Source organism: Paenibacillus sp. FSL R5-0475 (assembly GCF_038004585.1).
Lineage (GTDB): Bacteria > Bacillota > Bacilli > Paenibacillales > Paenibacillaceae > Paenibacillus_AQ.
In genome coordinates this window covers 886,151-910,529 of the sequence record NZ_JBBORK010000001.1, presented here as the reverse complement: position 1 = coordinate 910,529, position 24,379 = coordinate 886,151, and the positions used below count along the sequence as shown (strand labels likewise).

The window sequence follows — 24,379 nt, the reverse complement described above, 5'->3', positions numbered from 1 at the left end:
GCTGTCTCCTTTAATTATTCATAGAAGTATTTTGCGATTTCAGTTAGGGCTGTTTCTGCGTTAATGATCGAGGTTACGCCGAACACACTGTAATCTAAAATCTGGATTTTGTCGTTTTTATAAGCAGAGAGCTTCGTCCAAGTTTCATTTTTCTCTATTTCTTTTTTAAATTTGTCCTTTGTCGCTCCGTGGTCACCTGAAGCCAATACGAGAATGACGTCAGGATCAGCGGCTACGACGTTCTCCATATTAATAGGAGAGTAAGTATCGGTAACTTTAAGTACAGAAGTAGCAATGTTATCAGCGCCAAGCTTTTTCACCAAACTACCTAGATAAGATTTCTCACTCATAACCATGAAGGAATCAGAGGTTCCAATAACGAGCATCACGCTCGGCAGTTCTTTTCCTTCGACTAATTTACTTAGCTCATTTTCTTTATCCAATATCTTACTCAAAGCCGCATTCATCTCATCTTTTTTATTAAAATAAGTACCTAATACTTTAAGGCTAAGCTTTAAATCCTCGAAGGATTCTGTGCGTAGATATGCTTTTTGCAAATCCATGCCTTCCAGTGTCTTATCCAGTGTGCTTCGAAGTGATTCTGCTCCCAGCAGCAAGTCTGGCTCAAGCTTTGTTACTACTTCAAGATCCGGTGCCATTGGCGAACCAATTTTATCTATCGATTCAAAATCAGCAGGGATTGGATTGGTGGAGGTTGGCACCCCAACTGGTGTGATTCCAAGCAAGTAGAGCATTTCTGTTAATGGTACAGATGTAGTTACAATTCGCTGTGGAACTGTGGCTGGAAACTGGCTTAATGCTTCATTGAACAATGCTTCATCTACACCATCATTCTCCAGACTGTATTCCTTTCCAGCATCCGCTGTTTTCGCTGCTTCTGTTGTATTCGCTGCATTTGCTTCTTTCGTTTCATTAGCAGCTGTATTCGTTACGGCTTCATTCTTGGTTTGATTGTCCGCTGTATTGGTGGACGAACATGCAGTCATTGCAGTAAGCGCTGCAACAACCAGAAGTACTAATAATTTCTTCAAAATCTATCCCTCCGAGTATGTATAATTATACGCTCCAAGTAGTGATAATGATTTTCATTTTCATCTACCACTCCTATGATAATGGTTATCATTAGGAAGTGTCAAGAATTTTATTTTAATTTTAAACTAGCAAAATACCTTAAACATCCCATTAAAAAGGACAACCTTTCTTGTAGAAAAATAGGAATTCGGTGTCGTATGAACCCTTCACTTTCTTAAATCCACAAAAAAACCACATCCAAAGGACGTGGTTAATATGCATAATAAACCTAAATATTTAATTATAGACTGGAATAAATCTATCTCGATTATTAATAATGGAATCTTCTTCTGATTTCGCTTATAAATTTCCGGTCAGAAAAAATTATCATCCCAATAATGGTTAGGAGTGAGTATACGATAGAGAAAACACTGGTCCAAATGACATGAGACAAATTAAATACAAACAGAAGCATAGGACATAAATTAATAAAGAACATCGCTAAAATATAGCCTATATCATGACGCCATAATGATTTTTGAACAATTGCGAGCATAGTCATAATAAACGTAGCTGCCACTCCAAACAGTGGGATTGCATAGTTGGTAGACCATCCCCTAAAACCAACGAATATATCGATCACCAAAAGGAAAATGGACAACATGACATAGTGATATAAAATTTTCCTGCCAATATGTTTATTAGATAAAATGGTGTCTTTAACAACGATCCACGCATAGATAAGACCTGTACTTACGATAATTGACCATATTCTCGGATTGATATGATAGGTCAACGCATTAATTGTAATCGAAAGCACGATCGCAGATATAGTCAAAAAGAGGAACAATTTAGCTACCGTAAATGGTTTGGTTTCCTGATAGATCTCTTTATAGGACGGGTATTCTGTCGTGCTCTCTCCCCTGATCTTAATTGGCTTGGAGCATAGTGGACAACGATAATGTTGATTATCAACCGTCACGTTGCAACGAATACATTTGGTCATTCGCTAATCCCCCAATCGTTTGAGTAGATTTTAACTTCAAGTCCAGCCTCACCCGCTAAGGTCGAAAAGAAATATTGCAATATATCGGATTCCACTATATTTCTGGTAAACGTGATCACCAGCTTATCATTGACTGAGCTGATCCCACAGTTCATAGGGCTTTTATTGGATGGATAGACTAATGCCTCGATTAGCTCTACGTGCTTGTACATTTGCTGTGGCAACATAATATTGCCGATATTGGACAAGGTCAGTGTTCTTTTACTTTCCCCAAGCATATGAAACCCTAAATTCACGAACCAGTTCTTCAAAAATAACGGGACAAACAACGTAGCTTTGTTCCGTTCAAGCGCCACATTATTGTAAATGATATTTTGCAAATTTTCTTTCCCCGTTTTATACTTCAGCATCTCATTCATTCTAAAAATTAATTCATCCAGTGTGGTATCTTCCGTAATCCGCGCACCAAGATTAACTACGCCAAAGAAGTTACGAAGAGTACGTGAAGGGAATGCTTTGCGCAAATTGACAGGCACTGCGATAACCACGGGAGCGTTACTTTTGCTATATTTGATTCTTGTTTGATAAATAGAATAACTCAGTAATGCGGATAAATAAGCAGTGATCGTACTTCCTTTTTGCTTAGCGAGGGCATTTAATTGGGAGGCACTTATGACCCCGTGTACCACGTTATTTCCGAACTGTTCGAAAGCGGTACCTTTAATGTGGTACGCTCGGCTGTTTCTAACCGATTCAACATAACAATCCTTGTAGTATCTGCGAAAAGCATCCTCCATATCATGGATATCCACTCCTGAATCAGCGAGTAAAATCCGGTCCTCAGTGTCAATTTCATGTCCCATATACATTAGATAATAGTACAGCAGTGATTTTAAAAACTCGACAGCCCCATTACCATCCGTAAGCGCATGGAACACTTCAACAGAGACTCTATTTTTGTAGTATAAAACCTTAAATAAATATCCATTGTTTGTAGTTGGATCAATGTTGCGACAAGGATACTGCTGATCCTCAGCGATCACAATTTTATCCGTGCTAGACTCTAAATAATTCCAAAACACACCCCTGCGAAGCTTCACAGTGAACATCGGAAATCTGTCGAATACCGTATCGGCGGCTTGCTGTAACGCATCCACATCTACAGGATTTGTCAGAACAGCTGAGATCCGATAAACGGAAGTGTTTTTTGTGTTTGTAACGGATGGAAATAGTTTTGCTGCGTTATCAAGTTTGTACCACTTTTTCACTTCAAAACTCCTCTATTATTCTGCTGTTGACTAGTTGATACTCCACTTTTGCATTGTCTTCCTCAAACAAACATAGCTTACCACGACACAGATTATCTCTGCCACTACAAAGGAAAGCCAAAGGCCGATGTTACCTAACATTAAAGGAAGGATAAAAAAATTCCCCATCAACAAGACATACCGTAAAATCGCCAAAATCGAATGCCAAAGCAGCACCGGTAATCCCCATATCGAAAACGCAGATAAAAATCAAATCCAAGATGATATTCAAGACTACACTCAGTAAATTACCAACCATATAAAGCTGAGGTTTCCCCATAGACTGCAATGAAATACCAAGTAAAATATTAAAAATTTCAGGCACGACAAATACACCAAAAGTCTGTATGTAATCAACAACCATAGGAAAAAGCACTGAAATTGCTCCAACTTTGGAGCCTAGTGAGAATCCATCTGTCTTTTTTGTAGTTTGTGAGAAGTACCCTGAACAGGCCGGCTGTATTTCAATATTACCTAAAGGAATTTATCTCTATGGTTATTGCTCGGAGGAGTAGAGAATGGAAACGATGCAGAATATCGCTGCATATGCTAAAGCCGAATATAATAAGGAGACTCCATTTGTCATCCAGACAGTCATTTTCACCGGAACGTTTCAGTGGGTTTATGAGATTCAAGTATGGTTAAAATCTGCATGATCTAAAATAAGACAAATAAAACAGCACGCGGCGAAATAGGATCGACACGTGCTGTTTACTACTGAATTAAAGCTGACTTGTCCAAACTAAAATCTAGCGACAAAAAATTCACGGTCTGCTGGGACGTTAAAACTCTTCAAAACTACTCCATTCTCGTCTCTTATTGTCAGCAGGTAAGGTACTGAAGTTAATGTGCTAATCGTAGGGAATCTGGCCACACCAAAATCATCGAAATCAGCGTTCACAGTTGTGGTACCATTTTTTAATGTAGCGGTCCAGCCCGAAGAATCTTTAGGTGTGCTATTCGTACCTAAACTTGTAGCGAGAACCACAAATCTGTCCAATGTCTGTCTGATTCTCCGTTTCTTCCGGGTTGCAGCTGCTTTCACTCTTTTTGCCGCGAGGGCTTTGGCCGCCATAACGGCTTGCTTATTGACTGGCTTCTTAATCATTGCCATTTTCCTTCACCACTTTCTTTTTAGGATACGATAGTAAATGCAAGATTTGGAATGCTTGACCTCACTTTTACCTACTATTCTAGAAATGTACTTTATTCCTAGATTCATAGATTCGTACCCACTGGATCAGTGGTGCATATAATGCACTTGTGAGGTGATCCATTAATAAATGAGCCGACAATTGTGGCTAGAGCAATATAGTTCAAGAATCCATAGGGCGCTAAGAAAAAGAATTCAACACTCCCAAGTCCGTCGCGGTACATCCGCTAAAATTCCTATCATTATCAAATTCAAACAAAAAATGACCCCAGCACAGCTGAAGTCATTACAAAAACATCTAGAATCACACGACTTTCCTATCAAACATCATCTCCCCATACTAAATTCTGTATCATCACGAGTTTCAATGAACTGTCTGAAACAGATGTGCAGTTGGCATGGAATCGATAAAATCTATGTAGACGGAATTAAAAAAACATCACTTTATATAGCGACACCATCCATCGGTTCTTCATCCGTCCAAAAGAAACAGGGACTTACGGGAAAAGGAATCAACATTGCCATTCTTGACACAGGAGTGTATAGGCACCCTGATCTGATTCAGCCCTGTAACCGTATCGTAGCTTTTAAAGATTTTATCAATCACAGAAAACTTCCCTACGACGATAACGGCCATGGGACTCATATTGCAGGGGACGCGGCAGGCAACGGATGGATGAGTAAAGGAAAATACAAAAGCCCTGCTCCAAAGGCAGGGATCGTTGGTGTTAAAGTACTTGATAAAAATGGTGACGGATATGACTCCACGATCATTAAAGGAATTGAGTGGTGTATTGCGAATCGAAAGCGACTAAAACTACGTATCCTTTCGATGTCATTAGGGGGTACGGTAAATTCACCTTGTTCTGACGACCCGTTGTGCCAAGCCGTAGAAAAAGCAATAAAGGCTGGACTCACTGTTGTGATAGCAGCTGGAAATAGCGGCCCTGGACGCAGGACGATAGAATCTCCTGGTATTAGTCCTTCTGCAATTACCGTAGGTGCAGTGGATGACCGTCGCACGCTCACACAAAAGGACGACCGGATTACCTCGTATTCAAGCCGCGGACCTGCACCGGGAGGGCGAAAGAAACCAGACCTCGTAGCTCCTGGCGAAACCATTATCTCTCTTCGTGCGCCTCATTCCAAGCTAGATCGCGAGCTTCCTTACTTGCGGATCGCTAAAAATTACTTTGTGCTGTCCGGTACCAGTGTCTCAACACCTATAGTCTCTGGTGTTATTGCTCAATTGCTACAGAGAAATCCCTCACTAACTCCTAAGCAAGTGAAATCCATACTAAAAAAGAACACATTCTCTCTGAAACTCCCCCCTAACACAGCGGGCTCTGGTGAGATCAATGCAAGATTCTTATTGTGATTTTGCTTCCTTCTTTAAAGCTGTGATAACAGAAACTGATAACACTTCAGTAAATTTACCCGTAGGCTCAATTTCTAATAAAGAAGATTTCAAATCCGCTTCAAATCGTTCCAAGTGATCTCCAAATAAGCGCTTTGAAGCATAGGAAGTGGAATACAAATTGCCAAGAATCGAATCCACCGTCCATGTCACTGAATAACTCGGTAAAATCAATCTTTCCACATCCTTAAAGCTAGATCGCGCAACAATATCCTCATGTCTTTCTTTAGGATGAGTATAGATGCTGTCTCCTGCGATTCTTTCGTTACCTAACCAGCGTTTCACTACTTCATTTACCTTAAGCTGCCAAGATAATGGCTCTTGCCCTACATTAAAAGTATCAATAATTGCTAGACCGCCATTATTGTCCGAACTGTGGTATAGGATTTCAAGAATAGACGATCTATCCATCCAGTGAAACGCTTTGGCTAAGATGGTAAGACGGAAGGAACCCCAGACGTTCTGCAACTCTTCTGCTCTACCAAGCATCCAACTAACGTTATCAATCCTATGGATTTTTGATAGACGATTAGCCTCTTCCAACATTCCACTTTCCGTATCTACACCTATCATTTCTTCAAACCAATCACTAAATCTTAGTCCCAGCTGACCCGTACCACACCCTAAATCAAGCAGACGGCCTTCTCCGTTAAGCGAAAACTTCTGAATTAAGAACCGAATAAGGGATGAAGGATACTGCGGTCGATATTTTGAATAGTACACTGCCGTACCTTTAAATAAATCCGGACCATATTCATTCATAGTTTCACCCTTCTCTTGTTTTCTGATAGGACAAAATCATAGCAGACATCCAACTAAAATAAAAGGCAGTTCGGTGTGAATCCGAACTGTCTTTTTATTTATGCTGATACGCCAATTCACTGGATTTGGGCTCAAAGGATCAAAAAATCCACATAGTAATGATTGACAAATAGGTCTGTTGCATGTATGGTTAATTACACAACTAACTAACCAATGAACATGGCGGTGAATACATGGGAAGCTTAATGGATGATACTCGACCGATATTTATGCAGATCGCCGAACGCATAGAAAATGACATCATCGAAGAAACACTCTTGGAGGAATCACAGGTTCCTTCAACAAATCAATTTGCTGTTTTTTACCAGATCAATCCGGCGACGGCTGCGAAAGGTGTAAATTTGCTTGTCGACCAAGGAATTTTATACAAAAAGCGAGGTATCGGCATGTTTGTAGCTTCTGGAGCGCGCACAGTATTGATGGAAAAGAGAAAAGAGCAATTTTATGAGCAATATGTTGTAACTATGATCCGTGAAGCAGAGAAATTAGGAATTACGTTGGATCAATTAACGAAGATGATTCAGAGGGGAGATAATCGGTCATGAATGAAGTCGTTGAGATCAAGGGACTGACCAAGTCGTATGGAAAGGTAACCGTCATCCAAGACATTAGTTTTTCTTTAGAAAAGAACAAAATCTATGGTCTGCTTGGCAGAAATGGTGCGGGCAAAACAACGATCATGCACATGATTACAGCACAGTTATTTGCTACAAGCGGTGATTTAAAGGTGTTCGGGGAACATCCCTATGAGAATAACCGCGTACTCAATCAGATTTGCTTTATTAAGGAAAGCCAAAAGTATCCGGATACGTACCGTATTATCGATGTTCTAGAGGTATCCGAGTTATTCTTCCCTAACTTTGATCGGGACTACGCCCACTCCTTAATCAAGGACTTTAATCTTCCCTTAAAAAGAAGAATAAAGAAGCTGTCCAGAGGAATGCTCTCGGCGGTGGGCATTGTAGTAGGCCTGGCTAGCCGCGCTCCGCTGACTATTTTTGACGAACCCTATTTAGGTCTCGATGCTGTAGCAAGAAGCCTGTTTTACGATCGATTAATTGAGGATTATTCAGAATATCCGCGAACAGTTGTCTTGTCTACACATTTAATTGACGAGGTAAGCCAGCTATTAGAGCATGTCATTGTTATCGACAACGGTAAGCTGATTATCAATGAGGATGCTGAAGCTCTTCGCGGGCGAGCTGCTAAAGTTATCGGTGCGGCTGCGAAGGTCGAAGATTTAATCACCGGTAAAGAGATCATCTCTCGTGAATCTTTTGGCGGATTACTTTCTGCCACTGTTATTGGCTTAAACTCAACAGATCTATCACGTGCTGAGATGCTTGGTCTGGAGATCTCCCCGATATCTTTACAACAGTTAGTTGTTCATCTTACAAACAGAAAATCCCAAGGGAAGGGAGTTGCAGTGCAATGAACCAAATGACAGGGATATTAAAAATGCACTACAAGGATAAATGGTTTTGGTTGTTTATGCCTTGGATTATATTATTGTCCAGCTTTTTGGTTAATCTTGTCATAGCTTTTTTCCTGCAAGAACCAATGTATACCGGCGGCCTAGTCTCAATCTTTATTTATATGTTTGTCATAGGTATCATCATTTTAGTACAGACTTTCCCCTTTGCCTTGGGCTTAAGCCTACGGAGGACAGATTATTTCTTCGGCACATCCTTGATGGCCGTTATAACAAGTACCGGCTTCTCATTACTTCTGTTCCTGCTATCTATTGTAGAAACCAAATTAACATCTGGATGGGGTGTGCAGCTACATTATTTTCACCTACCATACTTGAATGATGGTACCGTCCTAGAGCAGCTGTGGATCTATTTCATGATCTTGTTGCATATGTTTTATTGGGGATTTGTTATATCCAGCATCTTCCGTAGATTTGGTAGAAGCGGCCTATTCATTTTCGCGGCAGTCATGTTTATTCTGTACAGTGTCGCTGGATTGTTAATGACATATTATCAGTGGTGGGTAGATGTATTTAATTGGTTGGCTAGCCATACCGCATTTGAACTTGTCTTGTGGAGTATGCCCTTGACGGTCTTGTATGCACTCTTATCGTTCTGGATGCTTCGGAAGTCTACAGTATAAGACTCTGCCTGGAATATTGTTAATATTTATAGGGGGGTACTGTATGGATTATGTGAGGGATTACGCCATGTATGCTTCTATATTCGGTATGTTTAGTTTTAGTTGGTTTGGTTGGGCACAAGAAAACCCCAGATCCAGCTGGCGAAAATATATTGGCATAGCTTCTGGTGTATCCCTTCTCGTCTGCTTGATTGGTGTCTATTTAAGTGTGACGAACTGGGATGCTCCCTCCGTATTAAATGACAAGACCTCCTTTAATAATTATCTAATTTCTGTCTATATTGAATTATTGTTGGCTGGTGCTGGAGCTTCTATATTGATGAAATGTAAGTATAATGATTATGTTGCTCCTTGGATTGCCTTTATAGTAGGGATTCATTTTATTGGCTTAAAAAGTGTGTTTAACGATTTCAGTTTATACCTTTTAGCAGCACTTCTGGTTGCAATCTCTATCGTATCACTGTTCATATCTAAAAAACTTAAGGTCGCAAACAGTGCAATTACAGGCATTGGTGCTGGAACAGTTTTGCTCGCCTTCGCTCTATTAGGGTTAATTCGATATTTATCGATCTAGATACGAGTATGCTAAAGTTACCTTCGATTAATTATATTCACAAAAAAACTCCCTTGATTTCTCAAGGGAGTTTCTTGTGATGCGGTCGAGAGGACTCGAACCTCCACGATATTGCTACCACACGGACCTGAACCGTGCGCGTCTGCCAATTCCGCCACGACCGCACATCATAATGACTACATATCAAACTTGCGGTCACAAGATAGATCATACCATGCTGAGATTAAAGCGTCAATATATTTTCCAGCTTTTCTTATCGATCATTATTTTATGGATAATTATTGCTTTTAATTCCGAATATAAGGTATAATGAGAACAAAAGTTCGCATAATATAAATGAGGTGATTTATAATGGCGACTACGAAGTTGAAGACATCCATTGTTGATGAAGATGTTACTAAAGAAGAACTGTCCCTTGTCAGAAGCTATTTGCTGCTAACGTTTATTCATAAAGTTTTCGAGCGTGACTGCCGTGTAATTAGCAAAAGTGGTCTATTTAAGACCCCTCAGCTTTATATGGAGCTCTTGTCTGGTGCCACTAAGAAAACCTCACTAATGCTTCAAGAGGTTACGCGTGAATTGAGCTCACATGATCTGAAGATCACAACCGTTCGCCAAGATCAACGAGGAGTCGAGGCCTTGTACTCCTGTAGAGGATATCAAGGTGAGATGAATATATTATGGCCAGGATTCCGTAGAGAGATGATGCTGCGAATGCGTGCGTATCTCGGACTGTCCACAGAGCTCTCCATACTCTCCAGAGAAGAAAGTGACTCCCAGCTAGCTTTAAGTATTTAATCCGTCAGAGGCTTATATGTAAGCAGAACAGCTCCCCACCCAATTTGGGTAAGGAGCTGTTTTTGCTGCGGAAACTATATATTATCAGGTTCTTTCCTTGGTTCGCTGAAGGGTTGGAATAAATAATTCCGATCCAGCTTTACTACTCGTCTATTCTGACGACGTATCATCACCTGCGAATCATCCCAAGCCAGAACAATCCCTTTTACATCATTACTTTCTATGCCGTCCCGCACCACACGAATTTTCTCGCCGGAAATTCGGTATGCATCCAATTGTTCATCGCTAATCATCATGAATCCCTCCCTCTGTATAGCTTATCCTATTTTCATCCAGAAAAAAGACCCAAATGAAAAATCATGTGGGTCTCGTATAAGTAATTGACCAATTGCATGTCTACTAAAGCATTCTTATATCAGCGCTTCATTCTTTTCGAACCAGAAATCAAGAACTTTAGCGGACATCACACGTTGCTCCAGATACTCCACTTGGTTTGTTGTGAATTTCTCCCTCCAAGGGAAGGAAAGTTCCTCACATAAACCTTTGATTGTCAGAAGTTCTGACCAAGCTACATAGCGTTTGTACCAAAAAAACTGAGGATGTTCAATCATATAGGGATACAGATCGTCGAATTCCGTGTGTTTGCAATCCAGCGCACGCTCGAAGTGATCCTTGGCCTCGGTTAATTTATCAATAAAAAATTGCTCAGTCACCGGTTCTTTCCCCATTGTGACGCCTCCTCCCTATGTCTGATTTTATTATAAAGGAAAATCTATAGGGTGAAAAGCAGTTGTTTGAAAAATAGGCCTGTTCTTATCTCAAAAACGGGTTATTCCCCAAATTCAATGGTGCCTCCACTAAGAGAAGTAATTCTTACGAGTGACTCCAGTCGGATGCCTTGTTCTTTGATCGTCCGGGCTCCTGCCTGAAAGCTTTTTTCCACTACAACGCCAAGACCTACCAGCTCAGCGCCAGAGCGCTCGATGATCTTAATCAATCCACGTGCTGCATCACCATTAGCAATAATATCATCGATAAAGAGGATTTTATCTTCTGGAGAGATGAATTGGCGAGACAACATAATGTCGGTAACAATACCTTTCGTAAAAGAAGGAACTCTTTCACAAAGTGCGTCCGGATCTGCTAACAGTGTTTTTTTGCGACGTGCAAAAACTAACGGCACCTTTAACTCATATGCGGTGGCAAATGCCACGGCAATGCCCGAGGATTCCACGGTCACAATACGTGTAATTCCGCAGTCCGCAAACCTCCCGGCAAACTCCCGTCCCATTTCCATCGTAAGCTGCGGATCTACCTGATGATTCAACAGTGCATCAAGCTTCAGCACTTCATCCGAAACGACGACACCTTCCTCCAAAATCCGCTGTTTCAACACTTCCATGACTTTGAACCTCCAATACCCTTTATAATCGCAGACGTTCCGTACAAATGAATCACGGAAGTCATGTCCTACTGATCCTCATCATAACCTGTACTATACAGAGTGCACAAGGCAATCCTGCATAGCACGCATTATGATTTTTCTTTTGTTCTTAAAACTATTAGGAGGGGAGCCATGAAATCACATGTCCGAACATTACAGATCGCATTCACTTACATTGGCACCATTGTAGGAGCCGGATTCGCCACCGGACAAGAAATATTAAAATTCTTCACTCGTTACGGACACTGGGCAGTCCTGACCATCCTGCTCTCTACTATACTGTTTATATGGCTGGGTACGAAAATGATGGTCATCGCTCGGCGCATAGAAGCAGAGTCTTATGAAGACTTTAACCGACACCTCTTCGGCGACCAAGTCGGAAGCACCATCAGTTTGTTCACGATGGTCATCTTAATCGGTGTCAATAGTATTATGCTTGCAGGCGCGGGCGCTATTTTTCAAGAGCATCTTGGATTTCATTATCAAACAGGGCTAATACTCACGCTGGTTGGTTCTTATTTTCTGCTTAAACGGGGAATTTCCGGTATTCTGCAAATGAACAGTCTGATCGTCCCATTAATGCTTACGCTGTCACTCATCATTATTTTTAATACCTTTCAAATTCCAGGAGCTCAGCGGTTCTTATTCCTAGAAACGGATCGGACAATCTTTGGCGCTTGGATGTCGCCGCTGCTCTACACCGCCTTTAATCTAGGTATGGCTCAAGCCGTATTAGTTCCCATGGCTCGACATACGGATGAAGAAAAATCTCTTGTCTGGGGCGGTATTATTGGTGGTGCCGGAATTGGCTTTATGTTGATCGCCGCACATTTCGCGATGAGCTCCCAGATGCCTGATATTCTCCAATTTGAAATCCCTATGGGCAACATCGCCATCCGGTTGGGTACTGTAGTACAAACTATATATTTGTTGCTGATCTTCTTGGAGATCTTTAGCACTTTTGTCGCTGACATTTATGGTGTCACCATGCAGCTTAAACAACGAATTCCAGTTAAACCCGCATTGATTACACCGATTCTGATGTTGGTCTGTTATTTACTGAGCCAATTTGGCTTTAGCTCTCTACTCTCCGTGTTCTACCCGATCTTCGGAGCTTTGTCGATGGTCTGGGCTGTCATGCTACTACGTACGCCATGGTCTACTCCACCACGTAGCGATTCCTCATCGGGTTCGAGTGGAAAAGGGAACAGCCTTGTATCCATAAAACCAGTTACACGGAAATAACTGCTGCTGTTGGAATGATTCGTGCTGCCGCTTCCGCCACATGCTTGTGACAGGTCATCATCACAATCTGGCGGGAGACCGACAGTTCACCAAGCAGTGAAAGCGCAGCATGAAGACGAGCCTCGTCAAAATTGACGAATAGATCATCGAATAGTAGTGGTAACGATACTTGCCGAGACATCGTCTCTGCAAGTGCCAAGCGGATGGAAAGGTACAACTGTTCTGCCGTCCCACGGCTGAGCAGACCGCTGTCCAGCAGTCCAGCATCTTTGTGTTCCGCTTTTAGTTCTTTATGACCTAGAGTCATAACTACTCTTTTGTATTCCCCTTCGGTCAGCTTGGAGAAATAGTCAGATGCAAGCAAAAGTACCTGCGGTTGCTTCTCCTGTTCATAAATACGGCGGGTTCTTCCGATTAATTCAGCAGTTAATGCTGCTACCGCATACTTATCAGCCACGATTCGCAGAGCAGCTCTCTGCTCTTCCAATTGCTGAATAACAGAGTCCTCCATACAACGCTCTTTCAAATACTCCCTTTCCTGAAGCAGCTTTCCTCGTTGCTCCAGCAGGGTGTTCCACAGTTCTTCTTCCCGTTCAGCTAGCTCTTCAGCTGCCGTACGTTCCTTCTGGAGTGCTGAAGCATCATGATGATCTAATAATAATTGCAAGGCGTTAACTCGCTCATCCTCCCAGCCTCCAAACATGGCTAGCTCCCACTGGCGAATGGATTTATTCAGCTCACTACGCCGCTGTACAGCAGCCGATCTCCTTAAGAAATCCTCCCCGCCTGTTGCTCCGCCTTCGTCCAACAGGTGGTCACGCTGTTCTCTTAACTCACCTAATACCCTATGGCTCTCCTTAAGCTCTTCCAGAAGCTCTTGTAACCGTGACTGAATGCCTTCCCGGCGAACCAGGTCCTTTTTCAGTTCATCCCAAGCTCTTTTTCGAAGTTCCAGCCAGCTTAGTAAAGTTAGTGCAGATCGTCGCTGTCCATCGTGCGGATCCATATCAAAGCTAGTTGCCGCTACACCAGACTCGTCTAAAGGATCAGTACCTGATTCATGAATGAGAGCAAGCAGCTCCTCCTCGAACACGTTACACTCATCTTCCAGCTCTTTCAGACGTAAAGAGAGCTTATTCTCTTGGCGCAGCAGTTCGTTCCCCTGCTCCACCATAGCGAAGATATCCGGCAACCCTTCCGGAGACAACCCTTCGGGCAATCTGCGCTCACGCAGCCATTCTTCATAGTGCTCAGCAGTTTGCGTAAAAGCCGTCTCTGCCAGGCTCATTTCTTCCGCGAGCAGCTTCTCTTGGCCTGCCAGCGTCTCCAGCTCCGTGCGGCAGGCATCCCGCTCGGCGGCATAGCGTTCAATGCGCTGCCGCCAAGCGGACCAAGCCTCCATGAGCCTGCGAAGCTCCCTCATGGAGGCTTCCAGCCCGCCTGCGTCAGGGCTGGACCCCGGGGCGGCCGATCGCCGCCCCGGCATGGCGCTCTCCGGCTCCGCCCCGGAGAGCAGCTGCCCCCGCAGCCGCAGCATCTCGGCTGCGGCTGTGCCCACGTCCCCGCCATGCACTGGCGGGGCCGCTTCCGGCCGGCGCGCTCCGCTGAGGCCGGCCCAAAGGGCCAGATCGGCCGCGCCAAGCAGGCCGATCGCGAGCACTGCACTGACCGGCGGAGCACCGGTCAGCCACAGCGCTGTGGGCAGCAGCACGGTTAGTGCTGCCCCTGCCCACAGCAGGCGCCGGTAGAGCGCGGCCATCCGCTGCGCGCTAGGGCCGTCACTTCCGGCGCCAGGGCCGCGCTGCGGCCCTTCGCTGAGCTGCGCTTCGCGCCAGCGCTCGGCCGCCTGCTGCAGCTCGTCCCACAGCTGCAGCACTTCTCGGGCGCTGCGCGAAGCCAGCTGCGCAAAAGATTCGGCGCCGGTTGCGTGTTCACGCGCCAGCGCCCGTTCTGCTGCCTGCAGCGAAGCTGAGGCAGCGGCCAAGCGGGAACGCAGCGTCTGCCGCGCTGCGCCCTCCGCTTCCATGCGGCGATCATAACTTGCGAACGCCGCCGCAAACCTCCGTGCAGCTTCACGATCCGCCGCTGCACCCGAAAATGCAGTCAGCTCTGCCGCGCTCCAGCTGACATCAATGCCTCGCAGAATTCGCTGCAAATGCTCATTCAGCGCGGTCAATTCACCTTCTAGCCGCTGTCTTTCCGCTCGCAGGTTTTCATAGCTGCTCCGATGGCGATCCAGCCGCTCCAGGGCAGGCCCTTGCGCTGTTAACAATGCATCCGGCGGATTCTGCTCCAGCTCAGCCGTAAGCTCACTTTGCAGACGTTCATAACGAGTCACTGCTCCCTGAGCATTCCGAATTTCACCTTCAAGTGCCTGATAGCGAATCGCTCCATCTTCAGGAAAGGTTGTAATCGCTGGCAGGTCCTGCAGCTCGAGCTGCGCATCGCTCCATTTTAACCACAATTCACGAACATCCTGAGCTTTGCGAAGCATCACGAGCTTGTCTCCAGTAAGCTTACGTTGTTGTTCCAGTTGATCTAGCTCAGATTCCGTAACCTTTAATGCTGCTATATTACCGTTATAACGTGGAAGATAAGAGCGGCTCTCCGCCATCTGACGCTCTAGTTTCTCAATAGCCTGAACGATTTTAGCAGCTTCCTGTAGCTTGCCCCGAGGTTTATACAGCTTCTCAGCTTCCTGTACCAATCGGCGTTCCGCACGCATGATCGTTCCACCACCGCCCATACCCGCGTGAAAGAGAAAGCTGCCCATCTCTTCTGATTGAAGCGCAGCAAGCTCCTGCAGTTCATCGAGAGAGACCGCGAACAATTGATGGAACATGCTCCGAGAGATACCACCAAGCAAAAGACGCTCCATTTCAGCTTGTCCTAGCTCTTGCGTTGTTCCATTCGGATGGTTAACCGTGATGTTCAGTTTCTCATTTCTTCCTGAGCCTTCACCACCAGTTGTATGGCGACGAATGGTCCACAGGGCACCATTACTATCACGTGCTTTCAGTATTCCCCCATGTAATCCGCCTTGCATAGGTTCATACCTCTCCGTAGGGTTACCACGACTTGGAATTCCAAACAGCATGGAGCGAATAAACTGTAACGTCGTGCTTTTTCCTGCTTCATTACGTCCATAGAGTATAGTAACTCCTTCCGATAGTTCAATCTCTCGGTTATGCAAACGTCCGAAGCCATGGATCTGCAAATGTTCAATTCTCATCTTCTGGAGCACCCTCCATTCCACCGAGCATGGTGATTCCCTGTTCTGCTGCACTACGAAGCCAACTTAGCTTCTCCTCTTGACTTGTAACCGAGAGCAGCTGTCGCAGCTCCTGATTCTCCATGAGCGGCTTAAGCGCACTGTTTATTAATTCTTCAAGCGCTTCTGCTGAATGTTCCGTACGCTCTGTAATTCGCAGCATTTCTCCAAGAAAGCTATCCTCCTCTAATAACCGTTCACGGTCAATAGCTAACCCGGATTCTACAGCGAATCCTTCCACCCAGACAAGTCCCTTATAATCTTTACGCTCAGCACGTACCGCCTCACGGCGCTGGAGTTCAGACAGCAGATCCTCTACCGCTCCTTTTTCAGCTAATACTTTATGTACGTCCCCGCGTCCGATCAGACGAAATCTGACCACTGACATCAGCTCCGGGAGTTCCTCCCTGATATCGTCAATCACCTGCTCTACCCTTTGTATCCATTCTGCTTCATTACTCAATCCCTCAATGGACAGATCCCGTACCTGCCAGCGAACATAATCAAGCTCATGAAAATGGGGCGTAGCACTTCCAGCCTCATCAACATCCACAACATAACAACCTTTTGGTCCGGTTTCCTTAATGCTACGTCCTTGTATATTGCCCGGGTATATAATTGCCGGTTTTTCATGCAATACACTACGTTTATGGATATGTCCAAGTGCCCAATAATCAAAACCCCGTTCGATAAGGTCCCTACGACTGCAAGAAGAATACGTCTCGTGCAGTAAATCACCGTCTACATTCCCATGCAGCATAGCAATATGAAACAGACGGCTGCCAGCCTTTCGAGAAAAGGTTACTGCAGTGTTGTCCGTAACTTTCGCAGTCGGATAGGAGATTCCACTAACAATAGCCACTTCTTGACCATCTTTGCGACGGTAAGCCGAAGCGAGATCTGGCTTCTCTCCTCCAAACACGGTTACATGGCTGGGCATTTCTGTAGTCAGACGCAATCCGTCAAGTGGATCATGGTTGCCATGGATCAGAAACACGTGTATTCCTTGCTGACCCAGTTCCTTGAGTGCTTCCTGAAATCGCAGTTGACCCTGTAAGGAAGCGTCAGAAACATCGTATACATCTCCACTGATGACGATAAAATCAACATTCTCTTGGATGGCAACGCGGACAAGCCGCCCAAGGGCGGCGAAGGTTGACTCACGTAAATAAGAACGAATGGCTGGCGAAATATGCGCCAGCCCAGCAAAACGGCTATCCAGATGTAAGTCAGCAGCATGTAGAAATCGAAATGGAATCATAGCTGCTCACCCCTTCGTTCCTGAGGGATACTGTAAGTATGTCTTTTTAAGTTCATTAGCGACACGAGTCAGCGAGTACAAGCTTTTCGCTTTATCCCAAGCTGAACGAGAAAGCTCATAACGATAAGCCGGATCAGATATCACCTTCTCTAAAGCGTCAGCAAGAGCAATCTCATCATCAGGACTGACGAGCAGGCCATTCACACCATCTTCAATCTGCTCCGGTATCCCGCCTACATTCGTCCCAACTAAAGCCAAGCAGCTAAGCGCTGCTTCTGCAAACACCGATCCGAAGGCCTCCGCTCGAGAAGGCAGCACGAAAATATCAAAGAAAGGCATGAATTCTTCCGGATGGAGCGTATATCCATAAAAAATCGTTTCATTATAAATCCCTAATTGCTTAGCCATGTTTTCCAAATCCGCACGGGAAGGTCCATCTCCAATAATATGCAGTACATATTCATGGCCGCGATTTTTAAGCTCAGCACAGGCCTTGAGTAAAGTATCAATTCCTTTGGCTGGAACTAGACGTGTCACAGTCACTAGCTGTGGTACAGCGTTGTCATGCGGGACTGGCTTAAACCTTTTCTCATCAAAACCATTCGGTATTACTCCTATATTAGAAGGATCTAGAATATAAGGCGCCACATACTCTGCAAAAGCTTGCGACACAGTCATTAACCGATCACTAACATGCTCAAGTTCGCGGTATAGCGAAACTAGAAACTGATGTTCCAGTCCACCTTCAGAAATAGCTCCATTCAGAATCAGCTCTCGCTCATAACTGGAATGTAAGGTTTGAATTAACGGAGTATTTGGAAATACTTTTTTCATTGCTAAACCAGCAATTGGATGATGGGAATGGATAAGATCATATGTCTTGCTCATTCGTAGTTTAGTCCACCATAGATAATCACGGTAGGTCTGAATATATTTCTGAACGATCTGACTTTCCCCAAACTGGGTCCAATCAAAGGTCTCGAATATGACTTCTTCATGTCCCTTGTTGCGAATCCGCTTAGGTAACCAAAACAAATCCATCTCCCAGCGGCTTGAACGGAACCTTTCCTGAAGATAAGGGATCATGGACGATACACCACCGGGTTGCTCCGGTGGGAAGAAGAGCGCTTGCAGCAAATTCATATGGTACATCCCCTTTACAATTGCCTTACGTACAGTAAGACTTGGCAATTATGATATAGTTGTGTATATGTAGAATTTCAGGTACGATTACGTTCCCCATACCTTGATTTTATCGGTATAAACATGAAACAGCAACTAAGAAAAAGGAGAATGATCTATGAAGGAAGAACAGCTGCCTGCCTCTTACACCGCATATATACAAGAAATGCTGGGGCAAGAGGCAAATGCTTTTCTAGAAAGTTATTCAGCTCCACGAACGCAGGGACTTCGCTTTAATCCATTGAAAAGTATCTCAGATTCAGGTCAAGTCGCAGTAGAACGCACAGTCTCACAGTTTGATCTGAAACCTATCCCATGGTGCCCTGATGGTTATTATTATGAAGAGCCCGCTCGACCAGGCAGGCACCCTTACCATTCTGCTGGACTATATTATATTCAGGAGCCTTCCGCAATGTCCGCAGCTGAACTGCTGGCACCTAAACCCGGTGAAACCGTCCTCGACCTTGCAGCAGCTCCAGGGGGTAAAACTACGCATATCGCTGGTTTAATGCAAGGACAAGGCCTCTTAATTTCTAATGAAATCCATCCAGAGCGCGCAAAAATCCTTGCAGAGAACGTAGAGCGTTTAGGTATAAAGAATACCCTCGTAACCTGTGCAACGCCAGAGCAGCTGTCTTCGCGCTTTTCACTTGCTTTTGACCGAATTATGCTGGATGCTCCTTGCTCAGGAGAAGGCATGTTTCGAAAAGATCCAAATGCCGTTCAAGAGTGGTCTCCTGACCATGTGGTTATGTGTGCGGCGAGACAATGGGACATCCTGCAAGACGCCTACCTTATGCTTAAGCCTGGGGGGACTCTAGCCTACTCTACTTGCACCTTTAACCGTCAAGAGAATGAGGAGATCATTACCCGATTGACGGATCGTTACCCCGATATGGAATTAATCACCCACAAGCGCCTTTGGCCACATTTAGAAAAAGGCGAAGGCCACTTTGTTGCACTCCTACGTAAGCAAAGTGTCACCGAAAACGACGTTAACGATGACGCCAAACGCAGCACCAAAAAGCGTCGAAGCAAAAGCAACCCAAAAATTAATTCTTCCGTTCGCGATGCATACCAGTTATTCCAAGACTGGGCTTCGTTAGAGCTTCCTGGTTTCTCATATCAAGGCGTCCCTCTGCTGTTCGGAGAATCCCTTTATTTACTGCCTGAATCCTTTAATGGCAACTTCCATACTGGGCTGCTGGATGGTTTGCGTATTCCTCGTGCCGGGCTACATATTGCCCATTTGAAGAAAAATCGGATTGAACCCGCTCACGCCCTAGCGATGGCTATTCAGCACACACAAGTAACACGTAGTTTTGATCTCAGTAGTGGGGGGCTGGAAATACATGCTTGGCTCCGGGGAGAAAGCTTACCAGTACCGGTGGAATTACATGGATGGACACTAGTAACTTTAGATGGATTGCCGATAAGTTGGGGCAAAGCAAGTGCAGGCCAACTTAAGAATCATCTTCCTAAAGGACTTCGCATCTTAAAAGCCCATATTGACGAGCAATAGGCCATAGACCAGTACATCCAGTCCACTTTGGCATATGATGTCATTATCTCAGAAAGCTGCGACACCCGCCGCAGCACTTGAGAACAAAGACATATGGTAAGGAGGAATTAACATGGGAGAATTTCATGGAGGAGCCTTCACTTCGACTGGAGCGATCTTGGTACTTTTTATCTTGCTCGTAATCATTTCCCGTTCGTTGTTCGTTTAATACCAATCCGGCTAATTAGACGGTGAAATTAAAGCGGCTGTGTCGTCCTTTGTAGGGCGGTGCGGCCGCTTTATTTCTTTCCAGCATAACATCTCCATTTGTTGTTCTCGTGAATATTTACCGTTTGAAAGCCAACTTTCCGAAATAACTGATCTATCCCTTCGTTTTTTGTGTATTGTTTCATGTGATAATTGATTTTATAGACCTCAGAAATAATAACAAACGTTCCGCCTGTCTTCAGCACCCTAAACACTTCACTTATATTTTGTTCAAGATCTGGCCAGAAATAATGCGTCTGAATAGCCGTGATCGTCCCGAAAAATCCATCATTGAACGGTAAAGCCGATACGTCTCCCTGACTAATCTTCACCTTACCTGCGGCAACAGCCTTATTGTTTTTTTGATTGGATGTCTCCACAGCTTGCTGAGAATAATCTATGCCGTAGATTTCCTGATATTTATTATGTTTTGCAAGCATATGTATAGTTTGACCGCCACCACAGCCTATGTCCAAAATAGGTGCGTTGTTCATCATTTCTATTTTTTTAAGCCCCCACGTTGTTATGCTGGAATGTGCCTGGTTCATGATCTTGATCATGATATTCCCCACGAATCCTCTCGGGTTCTTGGCTTGATCGATCAGTGCATTCAATAATCCCATATTTGTACCTCCCAATCAATTGGACAAACCAGCAGCCTGATCACTTGATATATGCTCCGTAAGATTTTCAGCTGTAACTACCCACTTATCTACTTGATACTCTATTTTATGAATACTTGTATATGAAGTCGGGAAATGGGCATTCTTATTGGTCCACGTTAGCCCTTTTAAAATATGATAAATAATATTAATTACGCCACCATGCGTAACCACAATTACATTTTCTTTTGGATCAGTACTCTCCAGTTCATTACATAGTTTTGAGAAACTTGTATTAATTCGCGTAAAAAAATCCTGTGGGCTCTCTCCTCCTGGAAATCTCTCATCCATTCTTAATTCTGAGAAATAGAGACCCGGGTATCGTTCATTTGCAATTTCATGGGGCATTCCAGCGATTACACCATTATTCGTTTCTCTCCAAGACTGACTGCTTTCAACAGGCAAGCTTAGCGCTCTGGCGATCTCATTTGCTGTATCTAACGCACGCTGCAAATCACTACTAAGGATACGAGTGATGTTAAAGCTAGACTGATTTTCCTTAAGATAACAACCAAGTCGTTCGGCTTGTCTATAGCCCTCTACTACAAGCCCACGTTGACTCCAACCCCCACGATAGCCTTCATCATCTATTCCATGCCGTATAAAATATATAGCCATCGATTGTACACCTCCAAAAAAGATTGTTATACATTTGCATTAAACTTCGAGATCGCTTGTTTTTGAAGTTGATCCCAATGGGGCGTCGCAATGTTTGCTTGTTGTTTCAACTTATCAAACGAATTAAACAAAGCTGCAATTTCGCTGAAAGAACCATCTACATATTTCATAAAGGGTAATTTATGAATTATTTTCAGACCATAGTATACACCCTGTTTATGTTTTCGAATAAAGTCAACTTGACCTGCTGGAGTGATCGTATAGTCTAGCTTCTCCATCATTTGAAACCCTTCGTCCATTACCGAAATGGCTTGTTTTAATAGCTTCTTATCTTTAGATACCTTTTTCAAATCCCCGTCATGAAGATAATTAAGGGAGTTCAAAGCCACTATAGGCACGATATGACTTTTGAGCCAAGCATCCATATCCTCATGATAAGTTAGCTTATACTTAGCGTTCTCAAACGCTTTTTCCAGTAAGTGTTTTATTGGGATCTCACCGTCAAGACTGCCAAGTACCATTTGCCCACCTGCGTGTATTTTGATAACTCGACCGCTCGCTTCACGAATTCCTGCGCTAAGCTGAAATCCAAAGAGTATATTTTTTCTTACATCGCTCATTTCCTGAAGATCCTTTTGCATTTCGTGAGCATCGCCATTATTACCCACAAGAATTATATTCTGACTCTGATTTTTAGCTAAAATAGGTAATACGGCCGGAAAATCATTGTATTTCATAACAACAAAAATAAGATCATAGTGATCATCCGGTTGAAGCTCTGAGATGACTTTTACAGAATCCATAGTGTTTTTACATTGAAAATAATGGCGAAGTACAAGACCGTCTTTCTTCAATTGCTCTGCACGCTTCCCTCTGGCAAGCACTGTGACATCGTTTCCCCCACGCACCAGGACATGTGCAAGATAGCTGCCTAAAACTCCCGCTCCGAAAACTAATATTCTCATATTTAACTCCTCTATCCCTTTTTAGACATTTGTTGAATTTCGATCATCTGTTCGATAAAATCAGATTATCACATCTCCGGTAGGGTTCAATCGTTAGTTTGATCGGTTTTGTTGATTTTTCAACAAAATACAATACATTGTTTAATAAAAAGGGAGTATTACCATGGATAGAAGAATTAAAAAAAACCAAACAGCCATCATGAATGCATTAATTCAACTAATGGCTGAAAAAGATTTTGAAAAAATAACGATTAACGAAATCGCAGAGCGCGCTGATGTAAACCGCGGAACGATTTATACCCATTATGCGGATAAATATGATCTGATGGATAAATGCCTGGCGGCTCAGCTCCAGCAACTAATCGAAAGCTGCTCCGCAGTGGAGGATGAAACCGACCCCAATCCCTCTAAGACATCATTACTCCGCACACTGGAACAATTGGAGGAGAATGCTCTCTTTTATAAGACTTTATTAAGAAACAAAGCTTTGCTCTCCTTTAGAAACCAATTACAAGATATGATAAATAATCAAATCAAAACACAATTCTTAGAAAACAATTTAAACCTAGATAAGTTAAGTAAGGATATATCCGTACAATTTTTGAGTTCGGCGACTGTCGGAGTGATTGAATGGTGGTTTACCCATAGTAATCCTTGTTCTGCAAAAGAAATTACTGAAAAGTTATGGTCAATGCTAGATCTGAATCTGCAAATGATCCATTCTCAAGCTTGAAAATATTATCCCATATCCATCTCATAAATGGAGCTGATGATCTTTTCAATTTGAATCTCCTTAATGGATATATCAAGAATCTCTACCTTTTCACTAAGAATATGAAGAAACTCACCCATTTTACACTGCTCGGTATCGATCTCTAATTCCACTTCGTAATCCGATATTCTTTCCGATATCAGAGTCCCAGGCAGGTCAATATCTCCAATCGTTGTAGCTGCAGAAAGCCTGACCACTTTTTTAGCGCCTAAATGAAGTCGAAGTTCGGAGAACTTATCGTCATATACTTTTTTACCTTGATGAATAATTAGTACTCTTTGTACCAAACGCTCCACATCTTCCAAGTCATGTGTCGTTAGAATAAATGTGGTGCCTTCCTGATTCATTTGCTTAATGAATTCTCTGATTCTTTGTTTAGCTATAACATCCAGCCCGATCGTCGGCTCATCCAAAAAAACCACTGGCGGAGAATGAAGCATTGCCATAATAAACTCGCATTTCATTCGTTCTCCCAGTGAAAGGGTGCGCGTAGGCTTAGTGATAATATCACCAATCTCAAACATGCTAACAAATCGGTCTAGTCTTGTACGAAAGTCATTCGTAGGAATATCATAAATTTCCTTATTCATATAAAAGCTATCCAAAGGAGGAATGTCCCATATTAACTGAGATTTCTGTCCGAACAAAACTCCGATTTGCTTTACATATTGATTTTTCTGCTTATGAGGGTTGTATCCTAGAACATTTATTTCTCCTGATGTAGGATAGAGAACGCCTGTCAGCATTTTAATAGTCGTAGATTTACCTGCACCGTTTGGCCCCAGAATGCCAATGATCTCTCCTTTTCCAACACTGAACGAAAGATCTTCTACAGAGGTGATAATCGATTTTTCACGGTGAAACAGACTTTTAAATACGCTTTTTGCATCTTGTCCACGGTGATACGTTTCATATTGCTTAGTTAAATTCTTGACGGTAATAATGTCCAATGTAATTCTCCTTCATA

27 protein-coding genes and 1 tRNA gene are annotated in these 24,379 nt (G+C 43.5%); 11 read left to right on the top strand and 17 right to left on the bottom strand.

Annotated features, from left to right (window positions below; translation table 11 throughout):
* Positions 1 to 14: 14 nt before the first annotated feature.
* The 4 genes from MKX41_RS03805 to MKX41_RS03790 all read right to left on the bottom strand — a co-directional run bounded on the left by MKX41_RS03805 (position 15) and on the right by MKX41_RS03790 (position 3,721).
* Complete coding sequence (locus tag MKX41_RS03805; RefSeq protein ID WP_340968753.1) at positions 15 to 1,052, bottom strand: ABC transporter substrate-binding protein; 1,038 nt, start codon at positions 1,050 to 1,052, stop codon at positions 15 to 17.
* A gap of 311 nt (positions 1,053 to 1,363) precedes the next feature.
* Positions 1,364 to 2,038, bottom strand: a complete 675-nt coding sequence (locus MKX41_RS03800; protein WP_340968751.1) for a DUF6320 domain-containing protein — start codon at positions 2,036 to 2,038, stop codon at positions 1,364 to 1,366.
* On the bottom strand, positions 2,035 to 3,306 hold the full coding sequence (locus tag MKX41_RS03795) for an alcohol acetyltransferase (protein WP_076283126.1): 1,272 nt from the start codon (positions 3,304 to 3,306) through the stop codon (positions 2,035 to 2,037). The genes MKX41_RS03800 and MKX41_RS03795 overlap by 4 nt, the downstream gene beginning before the upstream one ends.
* Positions 3,307 to 3,436: 130 nt before the next feature.
* On the bottom strand, positions 3,437 to 3,721 hold the full coding sequence (locus tag MKX41_RS03790; protein WP_340968750.1) for a polysaccharide biosynthesis C-terminal domain-containing protein: 285 nt from the start codon (positions 3,719 to 3,721) through the stop codon (positions 3,437 to 3,439).
* Positions 3,722 to 3,863: 142 nt separating this feature from the next.
* On the opposite strand from MKX41_RS03790, the gene MKX41_RS03785 reads away from it, so the two are divergent.
* Complete coding sequence (locus MKX41_RS03785; protein ID WP_340968749.1) at positions 3,864 to 4,001, top strand: hypothetical protein; 138 nt, start codon at positions 3,864 to 3,866, stop codon at positions 3,999 to 4,001.
* A gap of 86 nt (positions 4,002 to 4,087) precedes the next feature.
* On the opposite strand, the gene MKX41_RS03780 is transcribed toward MKX41_RS03785, so the two are convergent.
* Positions 4,088 to 4,459 (bottom strand): hypothetical protein, encoded by a 372-nt coding sequence (locus tag MKX41_RS03780; RefSeq protein ID WP_076283128.1) that lies wholly within the window; start codon positions 4,457 to 4,459, stop codon positions 4,088 to 4,090.
* Between the two features lie 406 nt (positions 4,460 to 4,865).
* Between MKX41_RS03780 and MKX41_RS03775 the strand changes: the two genes are divergently transcribed.
* Complete coding sequence (locus MKX41_RS03775; protein ID WP_340968747.1) at positions 4,866 to 5,876, top strand: S8 family peptidase; 1,011 nt, start codon at positions 4,866 to 4,868, stop codon at positions 5,874 to 5,876.
* Here MKX41_RS03775 and MKX41_RS03770 read toward each other — a convergent pair.
* A complete protein-coding gene (locus MKX41_RS03770) occupies positions 5,868 to 6,677 on the bottom strand; it encodes a class I SAM-dependent methyltransferase (RefSeq protein WP_340968746.1) in 810 nt (269 codons plus the stop codon). The genes MKX41_RS03775 and MKX41_RS03770 overlap by 9 nt on opposite strands.
* A gap of 233 nt (positions 6,678 to 6,910) precedes the next feature.
* Between MKX41_RS03770 and MKX41_RS03765 the strand changes: the two genes are divergently transcribed.
* From MKX41_RS03765 to MKX41_RS03750, 4 genes are read left to right on the top strand one after another with little or no spacing between them, the layout of a single operon-like run.
* Positions 6,911 to 7,282, top strand: coding sequence for a GntR family transcriptional regulator (locus tag MKX41_RS03765; protein WP_042186911.1), 372 nt, complete (start codon positions 6,911 to 6,913; stop codon positions 7,280 to 7,282).
* Complete coding sequence (locus MKX41_RS03760) at positions 7,279 to 8,172, top strand: ABC transporter ATP-binding protein (RefSeq protein ID WP_340968744.1); 894 nt, start codon at positions 7,279 to 7,281, stop codon at positions 8,170 to 8,172. Before MKX41_RS03765 ends, MKX41_RS03760 begins: the two co-directional genes overlap by 4 nt.
* Positions 8,169 to 8,852: a hypothetical protein gene (locus MKX41_RS03755; RefSeq protein ID WP_340968742.1), complete on the top strand. Its 684-nt coding sequence runs from the start codon at positions 8,169 to 8,171 to the stop codon at positions 8,850 to 8,852. Before MKX41_RS03760 ends, MKX41_RS03755 begins: the two co-directional genes overlap by 4 nt.
* A 43-nt stretch (positions 8,853 to 8,895) precedes the next feature.
* The gene (locus MKX41_RS03750) at positions 8,896 to 9,426 is read left to right on the top strand and encodes a hypothetical protein (protein ID WP_340968741.1); all 531 of its coding nucleotides are present in this window, start codon (positions 8,896 to 8,898) and stop codon (positions 9,424 to 9,426) included.
* An 80-nt stretch (positions 9,427 to 9,506) separates the two neighbouring features.
* Here the strand turns inward: MKX41_RS03750 and MKX41_RS03745 are convergent.
* A tRNA-Leu gene (locus MKX41_RS03745) sits at positions 9,507 to 9,590 on the bottom strand.
* 187 nt (positions 9,591 to 9,777) lie between these two features.
* Between MKX41_RS03745 and MKX41_RS03740 the strand changes: the two genes are divergently transcribed.
* Complete coding sequence (locus MKX41_RS03740; protein WP_042186902.1) at positions 9,778 to 10,224, top strand: hypothetical protein; 447 nt, start codon at positions 9,778 to 9,780, stop codon at positions 10,222 to 10,224.
* A 74-nt stretch (positions 10,225 to 10,298) separates the two neighbouring features.
* On the opposite strand, the gene MKX41_RS03735 is transcribed toward MKX41_RS03740, so the two are convergent.
* The 3 genes from MKX41_RS03735 to MKX41_RS03725 all read right to left on the bottom strand — a co-directional run bounded on the left by MKX41_RS03735 (position 10,299) and on the right by MKX41_RS03725 (position 11,626).
* A complete protein-coding gene (locus MKX41_RS03735; RefSeq protein ID WP_042186900.1) occupies positions 10,299 to 10,517 on the bottom strand; it encodes a hypothetical protein in 219 nt (72 codons plus the stop codon).
* Between the two features lie 117 nt (positions 10,518 to 10,634).
* Positions 10,635 to 10,952, bottom strand: coding sequence for a hypothetical protein (locus MKX41_RS03730; protein ID WP_036689410.1), 318 nt, complete (start codon positions 10,950 to 10,952; stop codon positions 10,635 to 10,637).
* A 101-nt stretch (positions 10,953 to 11,053) separates the two neighbouring features.
* A complete protein-coding gene (locus MKX41_RS03725) occupies positions 11,054 to 11,626 on the bottom strand; it encodes a xanthine phosphoribosyltransferase (protein WP_076283133.1) in 573 nt (190 codons plus the stop codon).
* A 174-nt stretch (positions 11,627 to 11,800) separates the two neighbouring features.
* Between MKX41_RS03725 and MKX41_RS03720 the strand changes: the two genes are divergently transcribed.
* Positions 11,801 to 12,913 (top strand): YkvI family membrane protein, encoded by a 1,113-nt coding sequence (locus tag MKX41_RS03720; protein WP_042186895.1) that lies wholly within the window; start codon positions 11,801 to 11,803, stop codon positions 12,911 to 12,913.
* Here MKX41_RS03720 and MKX41_RS03715 read toward each other — a convergent pair.
* From MKX41_RS03715 to MKX41_RS03705, 3 genes are read right to left on the bottom strand one after another with little or no spacing between them, the layout of a single operon-like run.
* Positions 12,900 to 16,145, bottom strand: coding sequence for an ATP-binding protein (locus MKX41_RS03715; protein ID WP_340968740.1), 3,246 nt, complete (start codon positions 16,143 to 16,145; stop codon positions 12,900 to 12,902). The genes MKX41_RS03720 and MKX41_RS03715 overlap by 14 nt on opposite strands.
* On the bottom strand, positions 16,135 to 17,445 hold the full coding sequence (locus MKX41_RS03710) for a metallophosphoesterase family protein (RefSeq protein WP_340968739.1): 1,311 nt from the start codon (positions 17,443 to 17,445) through the stop codon (positions 16,135 to 16,137). The genes MKX41_RS03715 and MKX41_RS03710 overlap by 11 nt, the downstream gene beginning before the upstream one ends.
* A gap of 6 nt (positions 17,446 to 17,451) precedes the next feature.
* Positions 17,452 to 18,588: a glycosyltransferase family 4 protein gene (locus MKX41_RS03705; protein WP_042186889.1), complete on the bottom strand. Its 1,137-nt coding sequence runs from the start codon at positions 18,586 to 18,588 to the stop codon at positions 17,452 to 17,454.
* A 157-nt stretch (positions 18,589 to 18,745) separates the two neighbouring features.
* Between MKX41_RS03705 and MKX41_RS03700 the strand changes: the two genes are divergently transcribed.
* Both MKX41_RS03700 and MKX41_RS03695 read left to right on the top strand, forming a co-directional pair.
* Entirely contained in the window at positions 18,746 to 20,149 is a 1,404-nt protein-coding gene (locus MKX41_RS03700) for an RsmB/NOP family class I SAM-dependent RNA methyltransferase (RefSeq protein WP_340968738.1), read from the top strand.
* A gap of 112 nt (positions 20,150 to 20,261) precedes the next feature.
* On the top strand, positions 20,262 to 20,357 hold the full coding sequence (locus tag MKX41_RS03695) for a sporulation protein YjcZ (RefSeq protein ID WP_197069771.1): 96 nt from the start codon (positions 20,262 to 20,264) through the stop codon (positions 20,355 to 20,357).
* A 70-nt stretch (positions 20,358 to 20,427) separates the two neighbouring features.
* Here MKX41_RS03695 and MKX41_RS03690 read toward each other — a convergent pair whose 3' ends face one another.
* From MKX41_RS03690 to MKX41_RS03680, 3 genes are read right to left on the bottom strand one after another with little or no spacing between them, the layout of a single operon-like run.
* Positions 20,428 to 21,018: a class I SAM-dependent methyltransferase gene (locus tag MKX41_RS03690; protein ID WP_340968737.1), complete on the bottom strand. Its 591-nt coding sequence runs from the start codon at positions 21,016 to 21,018 to the stop codon at positions 20,428 to 20,430.
* A 15-nt stretch (positions 21,019 to 21,033) separates the two neighbouring features.
* On the bottom strand, positions 21,034 to 21,675 hold the full coding sequence (locus MKX41_RS03685; protein WP_340968735.1) for a histidine phosphatase family protein: 642 nt from the start codon (positions 21,673 to 21,675) through the stop codon (positions 21,034 to 21,036).
* Positions 21,676 to 21,701: 26 nt separating this feature from the next.
* The gene (locus tag MKX41_RS03680) at positions 21,702 to 22,640 is read right to left on the bottom strand and encodes a ketopantoate reductase family protein (protein ID WP_340968733.1); all 939 of its coding nucleotides are present in this window, start codon (positions 22,638 to 22,640) and stop codon (positions 21,702 to 21,704) included.
* Positions 22,641 to 22,803: 163 nt separating this feature from the next.
* Between MKX41_RS03680 and MKX41_RS03675 the strand changes: the two genes are divergently transcribed.
* Positions 22,804 to 23,373, top strand: a complete 570-nt coding sequence (locus MKX41_RS03675) for a TetR/AcrR family transcriptional regulator (protein WP_340968732.1) — start codon at positions 22,804 to 22,806, stop codon at positions 23,371 to 23,373.
* 5 nt (positions 23,374 to 23,378) lie between these two features.
* Here the strand turns inward: MKX41_RS03675 and MKX41_RS03670 are convergent, their stop codons facing one another.
* Complete coding sequence (locus MKX41_RS03670; protein WP_231573419.1) at positions 23,379 to 24,362, bottom strand: ABC transporter ATP-binding protein; 984 nt, start codon at positions 24,360 to 24,362, stop codon at positions 23,379 to 23,381.
* Positions 24,363 to 24,379 lie beyond the last annotated feature (17 nt).

Excerpts from the sequence above, each read along its gene's own strand:
- MKX41_RS03710 (WP_340968739.1), bottom strand. The coding sequence starts at position 17,445 with ATGATTCCATTTCGATTTCTACATGCTGCTGACTTACATCTGGATAGC.
- MKX41_RS03760 (WP_340968744.1), top strand. The coding sequence starts at position 7,279 with ATGAATGAAGTCGTTGAGATCAAGGGACTGACCAAGTCGTATGGAAAG.
- MKX41_RS03680 (WP_340968733.1), bottom strand. The coding sequence starts at position 22,640 with ATGAGAATATTAGTTTTCGGAGCGGGAGTTTTAGGCAGCTATCTTGCA.
- MKX41_RS03780 (WP_076283128.1), bottom strand. The coding sequence starts at position 4,459 with ATGGCAATGATTAAGAAGCCAGTCAATAAGCAAGCCGTTATGGCGGCC.
- MKX41_RS03725 (WP_076283133.1), bottom strand. The coding sequence starts at position 11,626 with ATGGAAGTGTTGAAACAGCGGATTTTGGAGGAAGGTGTCGTCGTTTCG.
- MKX41_RS03700 (WP_340968738.1), top strand. The coding sequence starts at position 18,746 with ATGAAGGAAGAACAGCTGCCTGCCTCTTACACCGCATATATACAAGAA.
- MKX41_RS03785 (WP_340968749.1), top strand. The coding sequence starts at position 3,864 with ATGGAAACGATGCAGAATATCGCTGCATATGCTAAAGCCGAATATAAT.
- MKX41_RS03770 (WP_340968746.1), bottom strand. The coding sequence starts at position 6,677 with ATGAATGAATATGGTCCGGATTTATTTAAAGGTACGGCAGTGTACTAT.
- MKX41_RS03755 (WP_340968742.1), top strand. The coding sequence starts at position 8,169 with ATGAACCAAATGACAGGGATATTAAAAATGCACTACAAGGATAAATGG.
- MKX41_RS03705 (WP_042186889.1), bottom strand. The coding sequence starts at position 18,588 with ATGAATTTGCTGCAAGCGCTCTTCTTCCCACCGGAGCAACCCGGTGGT.
- MKX41_RS03800 (WP_340968751.1), bottom strand. The coding sequence starts at position 2,038 with ATGACCAAATGTATTCGTTGCAACGTGACGGTTGATAATCAACATTAT.
- MKX41_RS03750 (WP_340968741.1), top strand. The coding sequence starts at position 8,896 with ATGGATTATGTGAGGGATTACGCCATGTATGCTTCTATATTCGGTATG.
- MKX41_RS03730 (WP_036689410.1), bottom strand. The coding sequence starts at position 10,952 with ATGGGGAAAGAACCGGTGACTGAGCAATTTTTTATTGATAAATTAACC.
- MKX41_RS03735 (WP_042186900.1), bottom strand. The coding sequence starts at position 10,517 with ATGATTAGCGATGAACAATTGGATGCATACCGAATTTCCGGCGAGAAA.
- MKX41_RS03675 (WP_340968732.1), top strand. The coding sequence starts at position 22,804 with ATGGATAGAAGAATTAAAAAAAACCAAACAGCCATCATGAATGCATTA.
- MKX41_RS03775 (WP_340968747.1), top strand. The coding sequence starts at position 4,866 with ATGAACTGTCTGAAACAGATGTGCAGTTGGCATGGAATCGATAAAATC.
- MKX41_RS03690 (WP_340968737.1), bottom strand. The coding sequence starts at position 21,018 with ATGGGATTATTGAATGCACTGATCGATCAAGCCAAGAACCCGAGAGGA.
- MKX41_RS03720 (WP_042186895.1), top strand. The coding sequence starts at position 11,801 with ATGAAATCACATGTCCGAACATTACAGATCGCATTCACTTACATTGGC.
- MKX41_RS03685 (WP_340968735.1), bottom strand. The coding sequence starts at position 21,675 with ATGGCTATATATTTTATACGGCATGGAATAGATGATGAAGGCTATCGT.
- MKX41_RS03740 (WP_042186902.1), top strand. The coding sequence starts at position 9,778 with ATGGCGACTACGAAGTTGAAGACATCCATTGTTGATGAAGATGTTACT.
- MKX41_RS03765 (WP_042186911.1), top strand. The coding sequence starts at position 6,911 with ATGGGAAGCTTAATGGATGATACTCGACCGATATTTATGCAGATCGCC.
- MKX41_RS03695 (WP_197069771.1), top strand. The coding sequence starts at position 20,262 with ATGGGAGAATTTCATGGAGGAGCCTTCACTTCGACTGGAGCGATCTTG.
- MKX41_RS03715 (WP_340968740.1), bottom strand. The coding sequence starts at position 16,145 with ATGAGAATTGAACATTTGCAGATCCATGGCTTCGGACGTTTGCATAAC.